Origin of the sequence: Acidovorax delafieldii, assembly GCF_007993815.1 — a bacterium.
Classification (GTDB): domain Bacteria; phylum Pseudomonadota; class Gammaproteobacteria; order Burkholderiales; family Burkholderiaceae_C; genus Acidovorax; species Acidovorax delafieldii.
The window spans coordinates 1,026,627-1,046,309 of the sequence record NZ_VJWE01000011.1; the positions used below are offsets into that span (position 1 = coordinate 1,026,627).

The following is a 19,683-nucleotide window of genomic DNA, read 5'->3' on the forward strand; positions in this document are numbered from 1 at the left end:
TAATCTTCTGGCATTAATACCTACGCCAATGGCCTAAACGATAGGCGGATCAGCTGGATGTTTGTCAAAAGGGCGCCGCATCTGGATCTGAATCCACCGGCGCCTGTTCCGGCCCAGTTATCACGCCGCCGCCCTTGCGTGACGGTGTTGACGCCGCAGTTCGCACAACTGCCCGAGGCGCATGTACGGCTTCCCCTTCCGACGCAACCGCCTGCGCCGCACCAGCCACTCCACTCTCGGTCTCCCCCCCCAGCGCCTCGATCAGGTCCGGAATCAGCTTGACCAGCTCGCCCGTGGCAATCGCCACGTCAGTGTCAAACCCGCCCTCGTCCGCCTTGGTGCCTTCAAACACCGTGTCCAGGAACGACACCTTCTTGATCTGCAGGCCTTCGGTGAGCATGAAGCTCACGCGGTCGTCCCAGGTGAGGGCGAGCTTGGTGGGCAGCTTGCCGGCGTCGATGTGGGCCTGCACCTCCTCGATGTCCAATGGGTGGCGGGCGTAGCGCACCACGGCTTTTTCCTCGTTGGCGCTTTTGAGTTCGCACTCGCGGTCCACCGTGAAGCCCACGGGTGGCTCCTGCTCCTTGAGCCAGTGGGCCATGGCGGCCTGAGGGCTGGTCTGGGTGTCGAGCAGCGACACCGACAGACCCGGCAGCGATTCGACCAGCAAGGTCACCACTTCATCGGCACGGCCTTGGGCTGACGTGTCCAGCACCAGCAGGCGCGAGGCTGTATCGATCCAGATCCACATCGAGCCCTGCTTGGTGAAGGCCATGGGCAGCAGGTCCAGCTTGGCCTCGTCTTTCAGCTCCTTGCTCTCCTTCTTGCCGGGCTTGCGGCCGGTTTCCTTTTCGATGCGTTCGGCCTTTTCCTTGACCTTGCGCGCCAGCACGCTGCCGGGCAACACCTTGGTCTCGACCATGAAACGCAGGATCCACTGCCCGCCCACCGATTCGACCAAGGGGCCATGTAGTTCACCCCGGGGGGGCACCCAGCCCAGCGACTTCTCTTGCGTGGCGCCACATTCCTGGAACGGGGCCTTGGCCAGGGCGTCCTCTACTTGCGTCAGCTCGACCTGCCATTGCGGAGCAATGCGGTACACGATCATGTTCTTGAACACGGAAAACCTTTGGTTGGGGTCGCTGCGGACAACGACACGGACACGGAACCCGCCATTGTCGGCGGTCGCCACCCAGGCGCCGGGCCGCTAGGGCACAGGCATCCCTTGAGGGACTAAAAACGCTACACAATCAATAGCAAACAAGGCATATGCCACTGGCGCATCGCCGACTATTTGCTCAAAATTATCTCGGAGGCCACTTTGCAAGCGTTCGCTGCAACTTTACACAGCCTCACCCAACGCGCACCGTGGCGATACGTGGGCGGCAGACACTGGACTCCAATCGCTGAAACGGTCGTTGCAGCGAGCTCACCACCGCGAAAGGACTCCCACCATGGCATCCCGTTTCTCCCACCACATCTCTCACCGCATTGCCGCCACCGCCCTGCTCGCCGCCATGGCGTTGCCTGTGCTGGCCCAGCAGCCCCCAGCTGCGCCTGCGGCATCCCCCACAGCCCCCGCCAAGGCCGCCGAAGGCCGCCATGAACGCCACCATGGCGACATGGCCCAGCGCCATGCCAAGCGGCTGGCAGACCTCAAGGCCCAGCTCAAGCTGACGCCTGCACAGGAATCCGCTTGGACCACCTTCACCACCGCCATGCAACCCGGCGAACGCCCCGCCCGCCTGGACCGCCAGGACATGGACAAGCTGACCACGCCGGAACGCATCGACCGCATGCGGGCCCTGCGCGCTCAGCACGCTGCCGAAGCCGACCGCCGTGGCGAGGCCACCAAGGCCTTCTATGCGACGCTGACGCCCGAGCAGCAAAAGACCTTTGACGCCCAGGCCCACCGGGGCCACCCCATGGGTGGCATGCGGGGTGGCGAGGGCCGCCACGGGCACGGCGACCACCACGGCGGCATGCGCGGGGGCGAAGGCCGTCCGGCCCCCGCTCCGGCCAAATAAGGCCCCCCGGCCAGGCTGACAGGCGCTAAGGCGCACACCCGCCAACCCGGCGTTCTTCACAGAACGCCGGGTTTTTTTGTTGTGGTGGCCAGCCCATGGGGAGCAGCGAATGGCAGCATGCGACGCAGCTGTGGATAACTCTGGGCACAGTTCTGGCACAACCGGGCAGTTATCCACACAAAAATCCGACACCCGAAAGTTGTTGTCGGTGAGCCCCGCACTTTGTGCGAGCCGCCCCACACACTTTGCAGCGACGCAAGTACGCGCCAGCATTGAAGAAAAGACGCTTGTCCACACAAACAGGCGTTCTCTACTACTACTGCTATTTATATATAAAGCTATTAAAGAATAACCAGAACTCCAACTCCGGGGTACCCATCACACGCCTGCGACGTGCGGTTCTGCTTGTGGGGGCCTGTCTGCACGGACATCACCACCAGGCCGTGGTGACGACAGCTCAGCCTGCCCTGCGGATCACTCAGGTCCTCTTGGGAACCCACAGGCGGTCGTTGACTGCACGAAACGGCTTTGCGGCCTGGTACGAGGGATGTGCTGTGCCAAGGTCCTGTGCGCTACATCGACCATCGTCTGGGCAGGTTCTGACCGCCTCACTGGCGCCCCCCAAGCCCCTGCAGCACCGGAAGCGGAGCGTCACATCTGCCTCAATGCTATCAATTAGAGAGCAAAAAAGGCATACGGCCGTAGCGCTACGGGTCGTTTTGATTGAACTTCTTGCTGCCCACGCGCCCGGTGCGTAAAACTGGGGATAGTTTTGGCACAACCGGGGGCTTATCCACAGAAAAGTGCGATGCGCCGCTTTTGTCCCCGCTCGGGCGACAACGGGAGCAGGGCTGGGTGCACAGGGTTGGCAGCGGGCTAAGTGCTTGCCAGCGCTGGCAAAAATACAGTTGTCCACACGCCAGGCCGCCCTCTACTACTACGACTATGTATTTATAAAAGAAATAAGAAGAAGACAGAGAACAACTGGGGCCACGCACACGGCGGGGGTGAATGGAGGGGCACCGACATACCGGGTGTACCCGCCCCAACCGGGATGAACGAGGGGATCTGGAGACGTCCAGAAGGCCGTGGAGGGCCTTAGGCGCAAAAGCAGGCCCAGGGGGCCGAAACGTACCCACAGGTTCCTCACGGAGCTTCTGGGGCCCTCAGGAGGGAGTTAGGAATTAAGGGCGCCTTGGATGTGGACAAGAGCCAGGAACACCTGGCGGGCGCCGCTTATGCCTGCGAGGTGCGCAGGAAGCTGTCCAGAACGTCCACCGACAGCGCCTTGCTGAACAGGTAGCCCTGGTAGAGCTGGCAGCCCGCGCGGGCCAGCAGCGCGCATTGCTCGGGGGTTTCCACGCCTTCGGCGATCACTTCCAGCCCCAGGCTGCGCGACAAGCCGATGATGGTGTCCACGATCGCAGCGTCGTTGGGGTCAGTCAGCAGGTCGCGCACAAAGCTCTGGTCGATCTTGAGCTGATCGAGTGGCATGCGCTTCAAGTAGCTCAGGCTGGAGTAGCCCGTGCCAAAGTCGTCCAGCGAGAAGCCCACCCCGTACGACCGCAGCGCGGTCATGGTGGCGATGGTGGTCTCCATGTCTTCCACCAGCAGGCTTTCGGTCAGCTCCAGCTTGAGCTGGGCCGAGGGCGCGCCGGTGATGGCGAGTACGCGGGCCACGTCGTCCACAAAACTGGCATGGCGGAACTGGCGCGAACTCACGTTGACGGCCATGGTCAGGTGCGACAGGGCCGGGTCGCTCTGCCAGCTGGCCAGCAGCTTGCATGCGGTGTGTAACACCCAGCGGCCCAGCGGCAGGATGAGGCCCGTCTCTTCAGCGAGCGGGATGAACTGCGCGGGCGACACCATGCCGCGCTGCGGGTGGGCCCAGCGCACCAGCGCCTCCACCCCCACACAGCGGCCCGACTGGTGGATTTGCGGCTGAAAGTGCAGCAGGAACTCTTCCTGCATCAGCGCGGAGCGCAGGTCGGTTTCCAGCCCCGCGCGCGCCGTGACCACGGCCTGCATGTCGGGGTCAAAAAAGCGCAAAGTGTTGCGGCCGGCCGTCTTGGCCTGGTACATGGCCAGGTCGGCCTGTTTGAGCAGCTCGCCCACTGTGGTGTGTTCGCCGGTGAACGGCGCAATGCCGATGCTGGGCGTGCTGCGGTACTGGTAGCCCTGCAGCGCATAGGGCACGGCCAGCATGGCCAGGATCTTTTCACCCACGCCCCGGGCGTGCAGCGCGAGCTCGTGCGGCTTGGGGCTGAGTTCTTCCAGCATGACCACAAACTCGTCACCCCCCAGCCGGGCCACCGTGTCCACGCTGCGCACGCAGGTGTTCAGGCGCTGCGCCACCTGTTGCAGCAGCAGGTCGCCCTGGTCGTGGCCCAGGGTGTCGTTCAGGGTCTTGAAGTTGTCGAGGTCAATGAACAGCAACGCCCCGCCCTGCTGGCGCCGCTGCGCGGTGGCCAGGGCCTGGTGCATGCGGTCCATGAGCAGCATGCGGTTGGGCAGGCCGGTGAGCGCATCGTAGAACGCCAGGCGCTGGATCTCGCGCTCGCTGGCCTTGCGCTGGCGGATATCGGTGTTGATGGCCAGGATGGACTGTGGCTGGCCGTCATCGCCCCGCACCAGCGTCCAGCGGCCTTCCACCTCGATGGTGCTGCCATCGCGGTGGCGCTGTACGATCTCGCCGGTCCACTCGCCCTGCTCCAGCACCGTCTGCGTGGCGTGCCGGAAGTGCGTGGGGTCTTCGTAGAGCAGCGTCTCGATGGACTGCCCCAGCGCCTGCAGCTGCGACCAGCCGTACAGACGCTCTGCGCTCTTGTTCCAGAAGATGATGCGGTGGTCCAGGTCCCGCACCAGGATAGCGTCCTGGGCCTTGTCCAGCAGCGAGGCCTGGTGGCGGATGCGGATATCGGCCAGCTGCCGCTCGATCTCGGCCGACGCGCGCGAGGCAAAGATCTGCAGCGTGGAGGTGATGAAGTCCGTGTCGGCAATCGCGTGGCGGAACAGCACAAAGACGATGCCCACCACCTCGCCGTCGGCATTGCACAGCTGCTGGCCCACATACGCCTGGGCACCCACCGCGCGCAGCACGGGGGCTTCGGGGTACAGCTGCTGCACCTTGTCGGTCACCACATGGGTACGCTGCGACATCAGCAACAGGCTGGGCGTGCCGGTCAGGCTGTATTCGTCGTTGGGCAGCATCTGGCCGTCTAGCACGGCGGCCAGCGTGACCACCCGGGGCGCCTGGTCTTGCGAATGCGGCAGCAGCCGCACCACGCAGCCGCCCTGGGCATCCAGCGCATCGGCCATGTTGCGCACCAACTGCACAAAAAATTCGGTGCCGGTGCTGGCCGACACGGCCGCCGCCACCTTGAGCACCGAAGCCTGCAGCCGCTGCTGCGCCTTGTGCGCGCGCAGGCTGGTGATGCCGATGGCCAGGTCGTTGGACAGCTCCTGCAGCAGTGCAGCTTCTTCGGGGCTGATCTGCAACACGTCGGGTGCGTACAGGTACAACAAGCCAAAACTGCGGTCCTGGGCGTGGTCGCGCGCATGCTCGCGCAACGGTAGGCAGATCACCCCGTGAAAGCCATGCTCCAGCATGCGCTCGGTCCAGTCGGCAAAGTCGCCTTCGGTGCGGATGTCCTGCACGATCACTGGCTGGCCGGTGCGCACCGCAATGCCCGCCGGGCCCCGGCCGTAGGGGTCGTCGGCCGACCAGCTCAGTTGCAGGTTTTCCAGATAGTTCTGGTTGTAGCCCGCATGGGCCACAGGGCGGATGGATTTGCGCTCGTCGTCCAGCGCAAACCCCACCCAGCCCATGCGGTAGCCACCGATGTCCACCGCAATCTGGCAGATGGCCTGCAGCAGTGCGGCCTCGGACGTGGCGCGCACCAGGGTTTCGTTGCATGCGCTCAGCAGGCGCTGGGCACGGCCCATGCGCGCCAGCTCGCGCTCGGTGCGCAGGCGTTCGGTCACGTCGGTGGCCAGTACCTGGCGGGCCGGGCGTCCGTTGAAGCTGATGCTGCCCGCCGTGATCTCCACATCCATGAAGCTGCCGTCCTTCTTGATGTGGCGGCTGATGACAGGAGTGTTGCGCTGCTCCATCGGAACGGCGCGGATGTTAGCCTCGACGTTGGGGCGACGCTCAGCGGGCCACAGGTCGAGCATCGACATGTTCAGCAGCTCGGCTTCGGTGTAGCCGTAGTGGCGCTCCATTGACCGGTTGACGGCCTGCAGCTGCAGGGTTTCACGGTCATACACCCACATGGGATGCGGGTGCTCGTCAAACAGCATGCGGTATTGCTGCTCGGACGCATGCAGCTGCCCCGCCACATGCCGCAACTGCACCATGGCACCCAGGGACTCGGTCAGTATCTCCAGGTGCGCCACATCGCGGCGCGAAAATGCATTGACCTTGTCCGACGTGACCTTGAGCGACCCGACGATGGCGTCGCCACTGCGCAGCGGAACCGCCATGACCGACCGTACGCCGTGGCGGTGGGGCATCGAAGCCATGTCCCAGCCCTCGGCCTCGGTGTCGTTGCACACCACGGTCTGGCCCTTGCTGAGCGCAGGCCAGAGCAGGCTCTGGTCCACTGGCAGCAGGTTGCCCACCGGGCGCACGTGGTCACCGGCCGCGGCTTGCGCCACCAGCTGGCGGCCTTGCAGCAGCTCCACCATGGCGCCGCGCGCTTCGGTCTGGCGCAGCACGGTGCTGGCCACCAGCTGCAGCACCTCGGGCAGCGGCATGTCCAGCGACGAAATGCGCTGCTGCACCTGCAGCAGCTCGGCATGGTTCTGTGCGTCGCGCTGGGCGTCCAGGTCGGCCAGCTTTTGCGCGCTGATGTCGGTCATGCCGCCCACCATGCGCACGGCCTTGCCCTGCAGGTCGCGGATCAGGAAGCCCCGGTCCAGCACCCAGGCATAGCTGCCGTCCTGGCGGCGAAAGCGGTATTCGTCCGACCAGTGGTTGGCCGTGCCGTCGATGGCTGCATGGATGCCTTCGAGCACTTCTTCGCTGTCATCGGGGTGCAGCCGCAAGGTCCACGAGGTGCTGTCGGGCGGCAACTGGTCGAGTGGCACACCGAACAGGGTCTGCATGCCTTCGTTCCACCACATGGCATCGGTGTGCAGGTTCCAGTCCCACACCGCGTCGGCGGTGGCGCGTGAGACCAGGTGAAAGCGCTCTTCGCTTTCACGGCGGGCCTGCCGGGCCTGGTGCTGGGCCGAGATGTCCTGAAACGCCCCCTGTATCCGCACGATGCGGCCCTCGGCGTCGCGCACCGCCTGCCCGGTGGTGCGCACCCAGAAGTGCCGACCCGCCAGTGTGACAAGTTCTGCCTCCAGGTCAAACGGTGTGCCGTGGCGGATGCAACTCTCAAACGCTGCCAACATGGCCTGCCGGTGCGGGGGCAGGTACAGCTCCATGATCTGTTCCACCGAGCCCATGCGTCCCGCAATGCCGAAGGCGGCGGCGATCTCCTGCGACCAGTTCAGCTGCAGGCTGGGCAGCTCCACGATCCACCCGCCAATGCGGGCCATCTGCCCGGCCACGCGCAGGGTCTCGCTCTGGGCCAGCAGTTCGGCATGCATCTTGTCGCGCTGCTGCACCAGGTCGGCCAGCACCTGCTTTTGGCGGCGCAGCTCCAGCTGCACCATGGCCTGCTCGGCCAGTATGCGCAGGCCCTCCAGCTGCTCGGCCTCGATGTGCCGGGGGATGGAGTCCAGCACCGCCAGCGTGCCCAGCGCCTGCCCCTCGGGGGTGACCAGCGGCACACAGGCGTAAAAGCGCACATGGGGGTCCTGCGTGACCAGCGGGTTGTGGGCAAAAACCGGGTGCTTGTGGGTGTCGTTGACCACCATGGGCTCGCGGCTGCCGCTCAGTGCATGCGCGCAGAACGCAATCGCGCGCTCGGTCTCCTTGAACGGTACACCCACTGCGGCCTTGAACCACTGCCGGTCGCTGTCCACGAAGTTGACCACCGCCATGGGGCACTGGCATACACGCGCAGCCAGCGTGGCCAGCTGGTCAAAGCTGTCTTCCGCCGGGGTGTCGAGGATCGCGTAAGACTGCAGTGCCTGGAGCCGGGCGGCCTCTGCGGTGGCTTGCGCTGGTGGCATGGTCAGTCCACCGCGGCGCCGCTGCGCACGCAGCTGCCCAGCCTGGTCGGTGCGACCAAGCCATGGGTGGCGGGGCGGAGTAGCGTCGGCAAGGCAATCGGGCAGTAGAGGGAGCGTGCAATGCGGCCGCACCGCGCGCTCAGGTTCACAGCGCCACAAGCACTGTGGCAAAGAGTGTGAATGCTACACCGCACAGTCCTCGCTGGCGACGTGCGCCCATGGGGGTTTGTCCCAAAAAACACAGTGTTTTGACCTCGGGCAGTCACCCAGGCAACCTTCGCGCAGCACGAGGCTTGCTAACGTGGCCCCATGCAGATTTCCGAACTCGCGCAACAGGCCTCGGTGTCCGTCCACGCGCTGCGCCACTACGAGCGGCTGGGGCTCATCCACCCCGACCGCCGGGCCAACGGCTACCGCGACTATCCGGCCCGCATGCGGCGCGAGGTGGTGTTCATCGCCATGTCCCGCCAGCTGGGCTTCAGCCTGCCGCAGATTGCCCTTCGCCTGGATGAATACCGCGCTGGCACCCTCGGCATTGACGACATGGTGCAGGCCTTGCAGGCGCGTGTGGACGCGATCGACCAGCAGATCGCTGCGCTGCAGTCCCAAAAATCCACCGTGCAGGCTCACCAGGCCTGGTTGCGTGGCCAGTTGCTCAAGAAGCAGCGATCAAAAACCCAGGGTCGGCAAACACCCTCGGGCGCAGCCACTGCATCTACCAAGCCCTGGCCGCGTGTGCGTGCCCCGTCGGCCCGCAAACCCTAGACCCCTCGCAGCACCCAAACACCCCATCCCCAGGAGACCCCCACCATGACAGCCCCACTCACACCCGCGCCCTGCGATGCTTTGTCCAGCGGACCCCGTAGCACCATGGAAACCCTGCAGGCCGTGGTGCTGGCCATGCCGATGGCCCGCACGCTGGGGCTGCGCTTTGTCCATGCCGAGCCCGGCCGGGTGGAGGTGGAGATACCGGTGAGCGAGGCCTTCAGCTTTCGCCCGGGCCAGTTGCAGGCCACGGCCGTGTTTGCGGTGGCTGACTTTGCGGCGGTGGCGGCAGCAGGCAGCGTGTTGCCACCCGGCTGGACCAACGCCACAGTGGACACCACCTTGAAAATTGTGGCCCCTGCCCAGGGCGAGTGCCTGCGGGCGCGGGGACGCGTGGTGGATGCCGGGCGCCTGCTCACCGTCTGTGCCGCCGACGTGTGGGCAGTGGGTGCCGCCGGCCAGCAGCGGCTGTGCGCTACGCTGCTGGCCACGGCGCGCAACATCGACATGGGGGCCGCGAGACCGCCCCAGGGCTGATAGCGCAGCCTGACGCCAGGCGTGCCAGCCGAGCACAAGGTGCGTCGGGTGTGTCAGGCCTTCTGGCGCCGCGCCCGCACTGCTGCTGCCAGTCCTTCAAGGACCGGCACGGTTTGCGCCATGCTGATGCAGGCATCCGTCACCGACACGCCATGCGCCAGCGGCTGGCCGGGCACGATGTCCTGGCGGCCTTCCTGCAGGTGGCTCTCGATCATCAGGCCGGTGATGCGTGTGTCGCCTGCGGCAATCTGCTGCGCCACTTCTGCCGCCACGGTGATCTGGCGCTGGTGCTGCTTGCTGCTGTTGGCGTGGCTCACGTCAATCATCACCTGCTCGCGCAGGCCGGCGGCCTTGAGCACGGCGCAGGTCGCATCCACATCGGCGGCGCTGTAGTTGGGCTGCTTGCCGCCGCGCAGGATCACGTGGCAGTCCTGGTTGCCGCGCGTTTCAAAGATCGCGGCCTGGCCCATCTTGGTCATGCCCATGAAGGCGTGCGCGGCACTGGCCGCCAGGATGGCGTCGCTCGCCACCTTCACGCCACCATCGGTGCCGTTCTTGAAACCCACGGGGCACGACAGGCCGCTGGCCAGCTGCCGGTGACTCTGGCTCTCGGTCGTGCGCGCGCCGATGGCGCCCCAGCTCACCAGGTCGCTGATGAACTGCGGCGAGAGCAGGTCCAGGAACTCGGTGCCCACGGGCAGGCCCAGCGCCAGCACGTCCAGCAGCAGCTGGCGGGCCAGCTCCAGCCCCTCGTTGATGGCAAAGCTGCCATCGAGATGCGGGTCGTTGATGTAGCCCTTCCAGCCCACAGTGGTGCGCGGCTTTTCAAAGTACACCCGCATCACGATGAGCAGGTCGTCCTGCAGTGCATCGGCCTGTGCTTTCAGCTGGCGTGCATAGTCCATGGTCTGGCCATGGTCGTGGATGGAGCAAGGCCCCACCACCACGATCAGCCGGTCGTCCTGCCCATGCAGGATGCGCGAAATGGCAGCGCGGCTGGATTCGACCAGGGTCAGTGCCGCATCGGGCGTGGGCAGCCATTCCTGCAGCAGCGCCGGTGTGATCAGTGGGCGCACGGCCTTGATGCGCGTGTCATCAATGCGGGTGGTGTCGTGGGTGGAGATGGGGGTGGCGGAGCGGTGTGCGTGGGTCATGGTGGCCCCGATTGTCGCGGAGCTGGATTCCAGCCCCTTTTGGCGACCGAACCAGTGCATGGCCGTCGGCACTGGCGCGGCCCAGCGCGAGAGACGCAGAGCAAGGGCCGCCCCGCAGCGAATGCGTCGTCCCCTTGGGGGAAGGCGCGCAGCGCCTCAGGGGGAGCCTCTACGGCCTGCGGAACGCCGCATTCTGCCGCGCCCAGTGGCGCGACTGCAGGTGGTCCAGCCGCACCGTGCCGCCGGTGGACGGCGCATGCACGAACCGCCCTTCGCCCACATAGATGCCCGCGTGGCTGGGCTGGCGGCCCGTGCCAAACACCACCAGGTCGCCTGCACGCAGCTCGCTGCCGTCGATGGGATAGCCCCAAGTGTTGAGCTGGGCCACCGTGCGCGGCGGTGGTGTACCCACCTGGTTGCGGTACACATAGCCGATCAGGCCGCTGCAATCAAAGCCGGAGTCCGGGGTGTTGCCGCCGTAGCGATACGGCGTGCCCACCAGGCCCAGCGCGTGGATGGCAATGTCGTGTGCCTGCTCCGGCGTGAGCGGCGGCGCCGTGCGTGTGGAAGCCTGCGGTGGCGACGAGGGGGACGGAGGCCGCGATGTACTGCAACCGGCCAGCACCAGCAGGGCGGCGGTGCAGGCGGCAAGGCTCAGGCTGTGAAAGGCGCGCATGGGCCCGAGGTTACTGGACTTACGCGGCTCCCTGCACTTTACCCAGGCTCCCCAAGGTCTTTGCGCGCCAAGCCTTGCGCAGGCCGTTGGCAGTGCCTGAGAAAACCCCCTGTCGATCCCCGTCAGAACGGGGTATTCCCTGCGGCCTGTTTGTACGCCATGCTGGATGCATCGCTGGCGCGCCGCATCGGAATGAATGCAACCCCGCGGGTCTCCACCCTGGGACCCGTTGCCAAAAACCCCATGCGCTCATAGAAGCCCCGGGCATGGGGTGTCGCGTTGACTGTGATGCCCGGTGCAGGGCCGGTAGCGATATGGGACAGGGCGTGTTGCCACAGTTGCTGCCCGTAGCCAAGTCCCTGGAAAGCCTCGGCCACAAACAGATGGAACAGGTGGCTGTCCTCCCGCACCACCACGACGCCCGCCAAGGTGTTGTTGCGTGTCCACCCCACCCAGGTCTTGAACGATGGACTCTGCAGCCGTAGCGCCACCGCATCGGGCTGCAGGGTCTGTAAAAACGCCTCCGCACCACGCCCGTCTTTGTCCAGCGTGAAGAAGTGCGCCACCGACAACGCAAGCGCGCTGATGGCGGGCGCATCCCGGGTCGATGCGGTAAGAATTTCCATGCGGGTTTCGGTCACTCGGCCAGGGAAGTTGCTTCTGGATGCAACGCAGGCCGCCGCGCCATCAACCGGTTGGCCACGCTCACAATCGCTTGCACCGAGGCAGTCACGATGTTGTGGCTGGCGCCTGCCCCAAAGGTGGAACCTGCCACGCCGTCCATGGCTGCTTCCACAATGGCCATCGCCTGCGCGTTGGCGCCCGTGCCGGTGGCGCGTTCCTCGTAGTGGTCCACCCGCAGTGGCAGACCGAGCGCGTCCACCGTAGCTGCAATCGGCCCGTTGCCCTGGCCGCGCAGGGTCTGGCGCGTGCCGTCGATGGTCACGTCCAGCTCGATGCCCTGGCCGTCTTCATCGATGCGGTGGCTGTGGCAGGTGATGGCGGCCTGTACTGTGGCGTGTACGGGTGCCTGCAGGTAAGTGGCCTGGAACAGGCTCCACAACGCGTCGCCCGTCATCTCGCTTTCGCTCGCGTCCGTCTGGCGCTGCACCACGGCGCTGAACTCCACCTGCATGCGGCGCGGCATCACCACGCCATGTTCACGTTCGAGCAAGAACGCGATGCCGCCCTTGCCCGACTGGCTGTTCACCCGGATCACGCTGTCATACGTGCGGCCGAGGTCGGCCGGGTCGATGGGCAGGTAGGGCACTTCCCACAAGGCGTTCGGGTCTTGCGCAGCAAAACCCTTCTTGATCGCGTCCTGGTGCGAGCCCGAAAACGCGGTGAACACCAGGTCGCCCGCATACGGGTGGCGGGGATGCACGGGCAGCGAGGTGCATTCTTCGGCAATGCGCGCGACCGAGGTGATGTCCGAGAAGTCAAGGTTCGGGTGTACGCCCTGCGTGTACATGTTGAGCGCCAAGGTCACGATGTCCACGTTGCCGCAGCGCTCACCGTTGCCAAAGAGGCAGCCTTCCACACGGTCGGCACCGGCCATCATGGCCAACTCGGCCGCCGCCACGCCCGTGCCCCGGTCGTTGTGCGGGTGCACCGACAAGACGATGTGCTCGCGTGGCGACAAGTGGCGATCCATCCACTCGATCTGGTCGGCAAACACGTTGGGCGTGGCGTTTTCCACGGTGGTGGGCAGGTTGATGATGATGGGGCGGCCAGGGCCCGCATTCCATGCTGCAACCGCCGTCTGGCAGGCCTTGAGGGACACGCTGAGTTCGGTGGCGCTGAAGGTTTCGGGCGAGTACTGCAGGGTCCACTGCGTTTCGGGCTGTGCGTCGGTGAGCTGCTTGAGGTAGCCCACATGGTGCGCGATGAGCTGCATCACCTGCGTCACGTTCATGCCAAAAACGATGCGGCGCCACGCGGGCGCGGTGGCGTTGTACAAGTGGACGATGGCACGGGGTGCGCCTTTCACGGCCTCCACGGTGCGTGCGATCAGGTCCTCGCGCGACTGGGTCATGACCATGATGGTGACATCGTCGGGGATGAGGTTTTCGTCGATGAGGCGGCGCACAAAGTCGAAATCGATTTGCGACGCGGCCGGAAAGCCGACTTCGATCTCCTTGAAGCCGATACGCACCAGCTCGTGAAAGAGCTTCATCTTGCGCTCGCCGTTCATCGGCTCGAACAAGGCTTGGTTGCCATCGCGCAGGTCGGTGGAGAGCCACACGGGCGCCTGGGTGATGCTGCGGTTGGGCCATTGGCGGTCGGCGAGCGCAATGGGGGCGATGGGTTGGTATTTGGTGGCGGGCTTGGCAATCATGAGGGGCTCCACGAACGGTGTGTGCGGTGTGCCAATCAGGCACGGTGCACGGGTCAATCGGAATCGAAAGAAATCAAAACGAATGACATCCCCTGCAGCCCTTTGCGTGTGCAAAGGCTGGTTCGCGGGCCGGGGTCAGGGGGAAATCAGGTGTTGCGCAAAACGGCAACGGTGGCGAACGCAGGCAGACCCCGGCCAGACACTAGGCCTAGCGATAGGGTGGATAGGAACATGCTGCGTTGCATAGGGAACCAAAGATAGCACAGCGATGCTGCGGTGCGCAACCATTTGCATGAAATCTGCCTATGGCGCTGGTTGTACATGCCTAGTTAGCTATTAAATATATAGCAAATGAGGCTGGTAGCATGACGCTCTTGAATGTCTCCAGCTCTGCCACTGCCCATGGCGGCTGGCACGATTGGCCCCGATTCAGGAGATACCATGCCTTACCTGTTGCTCATCATGGAACCCCACGGCCAGCGCGCCGAGCGGGGCCTGGCCGGTGGCCAGGAGGCCTATGCCCGCATGCAGCGTTTTGGTGCTGGTCTGCAGGCCCGCGGCCTGTTGCGCGCCAGCGAGTCGCTGGCCTCGACCGAGCAGGCGGTGCGGCTGCAGGTGCGCGAAGGGCAGACCCGCCTGACCGACGGGCCGTTTGCCGAGACCAAGGAAATGGTGGGCGGCTTCTTTCTGATCGACTGCGCCACGCGCGACGAGGCCGTTGCCATTGCCCGCGAATGCCCGGCCGCCGAGTGGGCCACCATGGAGGTGCGCGAACTGGCACCCTGCTACCACGGCGCGGTGGATTGAATCAAGCCGAAGCGCCTGCCTGCAGCGCCAGGAACTGCGGCGCTGGCATGGGGCGTGCAAACACATAGCCCTGCAGCACATCACAGCCTTGCCGCACCAGGTAGTCGGCCTGCTCCTGGGTTTCCACGCCCTCAGCGGTCACCTGCAGCCCCAGGCCATGCGCCAGCGCCACAATGGCGGTGACGATGGCACGGCTGTGCTCCTGCCCCGGCAGGTCTTTGACAAAGCTGCGGTCGATCTTCAGGCGCCGCATGGGCAACTGGCGCAGATATGCCAGTGACGAGTAGCCGGTGCCAAAGTCATCGATGGCCAGGTGAATGCCCAGCTGGCTCAACCGGTGCAGCGTGTGGGCGCCGGCCTCCATGTTTTCCATCAGCACGGTTTCGGTCAGCTCGATTTCCAGCAGGTGCGCGGGCAGGCCCTCTTCGCGCAGGATGTCCATCACGCGTTCCAGAAACTGTGGGTCACCCAGCTGCCGCGCCGAGATGTTCACGGCCACGCGCAGGGGCGGGCCCCCTTTCCACTGCGCGGCGTCGCGGCAGGCAGTGCGCATCACCCAGTAGCCCAGCGGGGCAATGAGTCCGCAGTCCTCGGCCACCGACACGGCCTCGAGCGGCGACACGGAGCCCAGCTCCGCATGCGTCCACCGCAGCAAGGCCTCGGCGCCGACCAGGGCCCGGTCGCTGGCGGCAAACAGGGGCTGGTAGTGCAGCGCCAAACCGGTGCCCTGCTCCAGCTCGGCACGCAGAGCCTGTTCAATGGCCTGGCGCCGCACCACGGCCAGGTTCATCGACGCATCAAACCGCACGCAGCGGTTCTTGCCCATCTCCTTGGCGCGGTACATGGCGGTGTCGGCGTTGCTCACCAGCGCGTCCATGTCCATCGCATCGTCGGGAAACGTGGCAATGCCTGCGCTGCAGGTCACGTTGACCTGCTGGCCGACCTCGGTGTAAGCAGCCTGGAAGACGCTGACGATGCGCTGCGCGTATTTCTCCAGCGCCGCGTCATCCATGTCCAACCGCAGGATCAGCGCAAACTCGTCGCCCCCCAGGCGCGAGATGGTGTCGGTGCTGCGCACCACGGATTGCAGGCGCCGGGCCACCTGGCGCAACAGGCCGTCCCCCGCCGCATGGCCGAAGGTGTCGTTGAGTGTCTTGAAGTTGTCCAGGTCGATGTACACCAGTGCCACCCGGTAGCCCGCACTGCGTGCGCCCTGCAGCTCGGCGGCCAGCCGCTCGTTGAACGCGTGCCGGTTGCCCGTGCCGGTGACGGCGTCGGTGTGGGCCAGCGCGTGCAAGCGGTTCTCGGCCTCGCGCACAGCAGCGCGGCTGCGCAGCACCATGGCGGTGGCCATGGCCATCACGCAAATGGCGATCAACAAGGCGGTGCCAAATCGGATGCCCAGCCGCATGTACACCGCTGCCATCGACTTGCGGATGTACAGCGTGCCCCAGCTGGTGCCAGACGCCTCGACGGGCCGGGCGATCTCCAGCATGCGCCAGCCTGCGCGCTCTGCGGCGCCGTCCAGTCCCGTGGCACGCAGCGTGGTGGGAAAGTCCGGGTCGCGGTCGCGCGCGTAATGCGCAAACAGCACGCCATCCTTGTCGTACACCGTGGCGCTGATCACCATGGACGATGACCGCAGCGCGCCCAGCATTTCGTTGGCGGTGCTGGTGTCGCGGAACACCACGGCCGCAGAGATGTTGTCGGCCACGATGGCGGCTTCCACCCGGCTGTCTTGCAGCATGGACGCGCGGGTGCTCCAATAGTCCACGCCGGTGAGCGCCAGCACCACGGTCAGCAGCGCCAGGCCTGCGGCCAGGATGCCCGTGACCACCAGGCGCGATGAAAGCAGGGCATGTGTCGCCGGGCTTGCGGGCGCTGCGGTGTCGGCTTCAGCGGGGCGTGTTTTCACCGGCCTCCCCTGGCCAGCCGCAGCAGCCGTGAGCTGATGATGAGGCCAGCCTTGCTGGCGGCGTCGGGGCTGATGCCGAACACCACGCGCCCTTCCTGCTGGGCCAGGGCGATGACGATTTCTGGATTCACAAAGGTGATTTCATCCGACACGGTGAGGATGCCGTGGGACGGCGGCAGGGTACGCAGCAGTCGCAGAACAGGCTCCACTTCGGCGTTGTGGATGATGAGCACGCGGCAGCCACGAATCGCCGGCAGATCCAGCAACCGCACGCGCACGGTGCGGCCCTTGGTGGCCTGTTTGCCATCGAGCGCAGTCAGGGCGCGCTTGAGCGGGCTGAAGGCAGACACGCACACCGTGACCTCATTGCCGGGCGCGCCATCGCTGTCGGGCCAGTCGATGAACTGGATGAAGTTGAAGATGTAGGCGGCCTTGAGGTCCAGGTCTGCCACGGGCTCGTTGGCACTGGCTGCACTGGTGCCCACGCCACACACCGTCCACAGGCAGATCGCCAGCAGCGTGCGCAATCGCAGGGAATAGGCCATGGCTCAGAACGCGTACGTCAGCTTGATGCGGTAGGTACGCCCGTCCTGCCGGATCGCATCTTCGCGCACCTCGAACGAAGCGGGGTCTGCGTAGCGGCGGTTGAACAGGTTGTACACCCCCAGCGATACATCCACATCCGCGATGCGCGTGGAATAGGTCAGATGGGTCAGCACATGCCCGGGCAGGCGGGCGTTGAGCACGGTGTTGCGCGGGCCGATGCCGATGGCTTCGATGGCGTAGCGGCCCGGGTTCCAACCCCAGTGCGCAGGCGTGTGCAATACGTCGGACCACTGGAGCTTGAGCAGGTGCCGGGGCGAGTTGGTCAGCGCGCCGTCCGTTGACGGGTCCCGCGCCTTTTGCCACCCATAGGCCACGCGCAGGCGCCGCCCGCCCGCCCAGCGTTGTTCGGCCTCGGCTTCCAGGCCATGCACTTTGACGGTGCGGGTGTTGTTGAAGGTGAGCCGGTCCGAGTGGCCCAGGCTGTCCAGCGAGATCAGGTCGCTCACCCCCGACCGGAACGCCGTCAACAGCAGGCGCGTGGCCCCGGTCGGGGCATGCTCCACGGCCAGTTCGGTGGTGCGTACACGCTCGGACCGGATGCTGGTGGTGTCCACCACGCCGCCAGGCAGGTTCACGCGGTAGTCGCGTTCATAGGCATTGGCCGGACGGTAGGCCGTGCCGTGCAGCAGCTTGACAGCGGTGGCCGCGTCCCACCAGTACACCAGCCCCAGGCGGGGGTGCAAGGCGCCCGCGCTGCCCGACTGCTGCCCCCAGCGCAGGCCGGTGTGCAGCGTGAGGTCGGGGCGCAGTGCAAACTCATCCTGCACATAGACGCCCAGCACATTGCCGTTGCGGCGTGTGTCAAGGTACTGCGCGGGCGGGTCCAGGTCGTCATTGCGCTGCGCGATGCGGGTGTCGCGCCGGTAGTCCAGCCCCCACGACAGCTTGTGCCGCGCCAAGGCCGTGCTCACCCATTGCCATTCGGTGCCCCACCACTGGCCGGTGCCGACGTCGCGGTTCACCGTCACGGGCGGGTAGTCGTACACGTAGTCGCCCACGTACTGGTAGCGCCCGGCGTGCAGGCGCGCAGTGAAGGCCAGCGTCGGCTGCCATTGCGCGGTGTATTCGGCGGCCACGCGCGTGCTGGTGTCGATGTACCGCGAGCGCGGGTCGTTGAAAACCTGCGAGAACGCTGCGGTCGGGATGCCCTTGGTGCGCTCGCCGTGGGCCAGGGTCAGCGTCAGCCCATCGCGTCGCATGCGGGCGAACAGCTGGGTGCTGCGGTCATAGTCCAGGCCGTGCGCCACGCCCTGGTGGCTGGCGGGCGCATCGAACGCGGGGTAGTACTGGTCGGCCCCGCGTGCGGTGGAGCGCGTGGCCGCGATCAGCCAGTCGCCTCCCTGCGCATCGACGGCGCCTACCGAAAACCGCAGCTTGGCGTAGCCATGGCTGCCGGCCTCGGTGCTCACCTGGGGCCCGCCCAGCTGGCGACCATCGCGGGTGATGACATTGACCACGCCAAAAAACGCATTGGCCCCATACACCGCCGACCCGGGGCCAGGCACAAATTCCACCCGTTCCACCAGATCCAGGTCGATGGGAAAGTCCGTGCCGATGCTCGCCTGGTCGTAGAGGTTGTCGTTGAAGCGTACGCCGTTGACCAGCAGCAGCACCCGCGTGTTGTAGTCGCCCGGCGTGGCAAAACCCCGTGTGCCCAGATAGTGGTAGCTGCGGTCGTAGGACACGTACAGCCCGCGCATGCTGGCCAGCACATCGGCCAGCGTGCGGTAGCCAAACAGCTGGATGTCATCGGCGGTCACCACGCTCACGGCCGCCGGGGCCTCCAGGGCCGTCTGTGCATACCGGCTGGCCGTGGTGACCTGCATCTGCATGAGCTGCTCCAGCGGCAGGTCGGCCATGGCGGCGATGTCGGACTGCGCGTGGGCTGCCGCCATGCCAGCGCACAGCCCCAATACCACCCATGGGCGGTGTGGCCGCTGTCGATAGGTCGATCCTCGTTTCATGGCAAAGGCACTGCGTGTGGCTGGCGGTTGTCCCCCCGTGGGGACCTCGCTGGCGGGCGGGCGGGAGGATGCGGGGCGAAGTCTCAGGATCGATGAATCAGTCTTTACAAATTGTATCGACCAGGGGTTGCAAAACCCAGTGCGGGCGCTCAGTAGTCTCCCTATGGCGGCCCCTCACCCGCCCCGCGCGCCAACCGGCCAGGATAGGTGTTAACCCTGGTTCCGCCCGGGCTTGCACATCCGGATGTCGATTTCGGGCGCTCCCATTCGTCGTCACTGTGAAGCACCTGGCAAGGACCGTCAGCGCTTCCGCATTTTTTATTACCTTGAGGAGAACCCCATGCGCTTCATGATCATCATCCAGGCCACCGCCGAATCCGAACAGGGCTGCCAGCCGACCCCAGCCCTGATGACCGCGATGGCCCGCTACCACGAAGAACTCGCGCGGGCCGGCGTGCTGCTGGATGCCAGTGGCCTGCAGCCCTCCGCCAAGGGCTGGCGCGTGGGCTATGCCGCCAGCGGCACCCGCACCGTCATCGACGGCCCGTTCACCGAGACCAAGGAGCTGATCGCGGGCTACACACTCATCCAGGTGCGCAGCCGCGACGAAGCGCTGGAATGGACCCGCCGCTTTCCCAATCCACGCGGCGAGGGCCTGGATGCCGAGATCGAAGTGCGCCAGCTCTATGAGATGGAGGACTTTGCCGGGGTGGATGGCGTCGAGCAGTTCCGCGACCTCGAAGCCCTGCGCGGCTGATGCCCAGC

At 65.8% G+C, this 19,683-nt stretch carries 14 protein-coding genes; 5 read left to right on the forward strand and 9 right to left on the reverse strand.

Annotated elements, in window-relative coordinates; all coding sequences use genetic code 11:
- Positions 1 to 64 precede the first annotated feature (64 nt).
- A complete protein-coding gene (locus ATF69_RS07450) occupies positions 65 to 1,120 on the reverse strand; it encodes a recombination-associated protein RdgC (protein WP_056742511.1) in 1,056 nt (351 codons plus the stop codon).
- A 334-nt stretch (positions 1,121 to 1,454) separates the two neighbouring features.
- On the opposite strand from ATF69_RS07450, the gene ATF69_RS07455 reads away from it, so the two are divergent.
- Positions 1,455 to 2,027: a Spy/CpxP family protein refolding chaperone gene (locus ATF69_RS07455; RefSeq protein WP_056742512.1), complete on the forward strand. Its 573-nt coding sequence runs from the start codon at positions 1,455 to 1,457 to the stop codon at positions 2,025 to 2,027.
- Positions 2,028 to 3,263: 1,236 nt separating this feature from the next.
- Here the strand turns inward: ATF69_RS07455 and ATF69_RS07460 are convergent.
- Positions 3,264 to 8,156 (reverse strand): EAL domain-containing protein, encoded by a 4,893-nt coding sequence (locus ATF69_RS07460; protein ID WP_146870427.1) that lies wholly within the window; start codon positions 8,154 to 8,156, stop codon positions 3,264 to 3,266.
- 309 nt (positions 8,157 to 8,465) lie between these two features.
- Here ATF69_RS07460 and ATF69_RS07465 point away from each other — a divergent pair, with 309 nt between their 5' ends.
- Positions 8,466 to 8,921, forward strand: coding sequence for a MerR family DNA-binding transcriptional regulator (locus ATF69_RS07465; RefSeq protein ID WP_146870429.1), 456 nt, complete (start codon positions 8,466 to 8,468; stop codon positions 8,919 to 8,921).
- A gap of 105 nt (positions 8,922 to 9,026) precedes the next feature.
- The gene (locus ATF69_RS07470) at positions 9,027 to 9,458 is read left to right on the forward strand and encodes a PaaI family thioesterase (RefSeq protein WP_146870740.1); all 432 of its coding nucleotides are present in this window, start codon (positions 9,027 to 9,029) and stop codon (positions 9,456 to 9,458) included.
- Positions 9,459 to 9,511: 53 nt separating this feature from the next.
- Here ATF69_RS07470 and ATF69_RS07475 read toward each other — a convergent pair whose 3' ends face one another.
- The 4 genes from ATF69_RS07475 to leuA all read right to left on the reverse strand — a co-directional run bounded on the left by ATF69_RS07475 (position 9,512) and on the right by leuA (position 13,626).
- Positions 9,512 to 10,612: a 3-deoxy-7-phosphoheptulonate synthase gene (locus tag ATF69_RS07475; RefSeq protein ID WP_146870431.1), complete on the reverse strand. Its 1,101-nt coding sequence runs from the start codon at positions 10,610 to 10,612 to the stop codon at positions 9,512 to 9,514.
- 169 nt (positions 10,613 to 10,781) lie between these two features.
- A complete protein-coding gene (locus tag ATF69_RS07480; RefSeq protein ID WP_056742526.1) occupies positions 10,782 to 11,288 on the reverse strand; it encodes a C40 family peptidase in 507 nt (168 codons plus the stop codon).
- 122 nt (positions 11,289 to 11,410) lie between these two features.
- Positions 11,411 to 11,914 (reverse strand): GNAT family N-acetyltransferase, encoded by a 504-nt coding sequence (locus ATF69_RS07485; protein WP_146870432.1) that lies wholly within the window; start codon positions 11,912 to 11,914, stop codon positions 11,411 to 11,413.
- An 11-nt stretch (positions 11,915 to 11,925) separates the two neighbouring features.
- The gene (gene leuA / locus ATF69_RS07490; protein ID WP_116748457.1) at positions 11,926 to 13,626 is read right to left on the reverse strand and encodes a 2-isopropylmalate synthase; all 1,701 of its coding nucleotides are present in this window, start codon (positions 13,624 to 13,626) and stop codon (positions 11,926 to 11,928) included.
- A gap of 441 nt (positions 13,627 to 14,067) precedes the next feature.
- Between leuA and ATF69_RS07495 the strand changes: the two genes are divergently transcribed.
- A complete protein-coding gene (locus ATF69_RS07495) occupies positions 14,068 to 14,433 on the forward strand; it encodes a YciI family protein (RefSeq protein ID WP_146870434.1) in 366 nt (121 codons plus the stop codon).
- Between the two features lies 1 nt (position 14,434).
- Here ATF69_RS07495 and ATF69_RS07500 read toward each other — a convergent pair whose 3' ends face one another.
- From ATF69_RS07500 to ATF69_RS07510, 3 genes are read right to left on the reverse strand one after another with little or no spacing between them, the layout of a single operon-like run.
- Positions 14,435 to 16,348 (reverse strand): putative bifunctional diguanylate cyclase/phosphodiesterase, encoded by a 1,914-nt coding sequence (locus tag ATF69_RS07500; protein WP_146870436.1) that lies wholly within the window; start codon positions 16,346 to 16,348, stop codon positions 14,435 to 14,437.
- A complete protein-coding gene (locus ATF69_RS07505) occupies positions 16,345 to 16,893 on the reverse strand; it encodes a YfiR family protein (RefSeq protein ID WP_146870438.1) in 549 nt (182 codons plus the stop codon). Before ATF69_RS07505 ends, ATF69_RS07500 begins: the two co-directional genes overlap by 4 nt.
- 3 nt (positions 16,894 to 16,896) lie before the next feature.
- Positions 16,897 to 18,849 (reverse strand): TonB-dependent receptor plug domain-containing protein, encoded by a 1,953-nt coding sequence (locus ATF69_RS07510; RefSeq protein ID WP_244303674.1) that lies wholly within the window; start codon positions 18,847 to 18,849, stop codon positions 16,897 to 16,899.
- A gap of 409 nt (positions 18,850 to 19,258) precedes the next feature.
- Between ATF69_RS07510 and ATF69_RS07515 the strand changes: the two genes are divergently transcribed.
- Entirely contained in the window at positions 19,259 to 19,675 is a 417-nt protein-coding gene (locus ATF69_RS07515) for a YciI family protein (protein WP_146870440.1), read from the forward strand.
- Positions 19,676 to 19,683 lie beyond the last annotated feature (8 nt).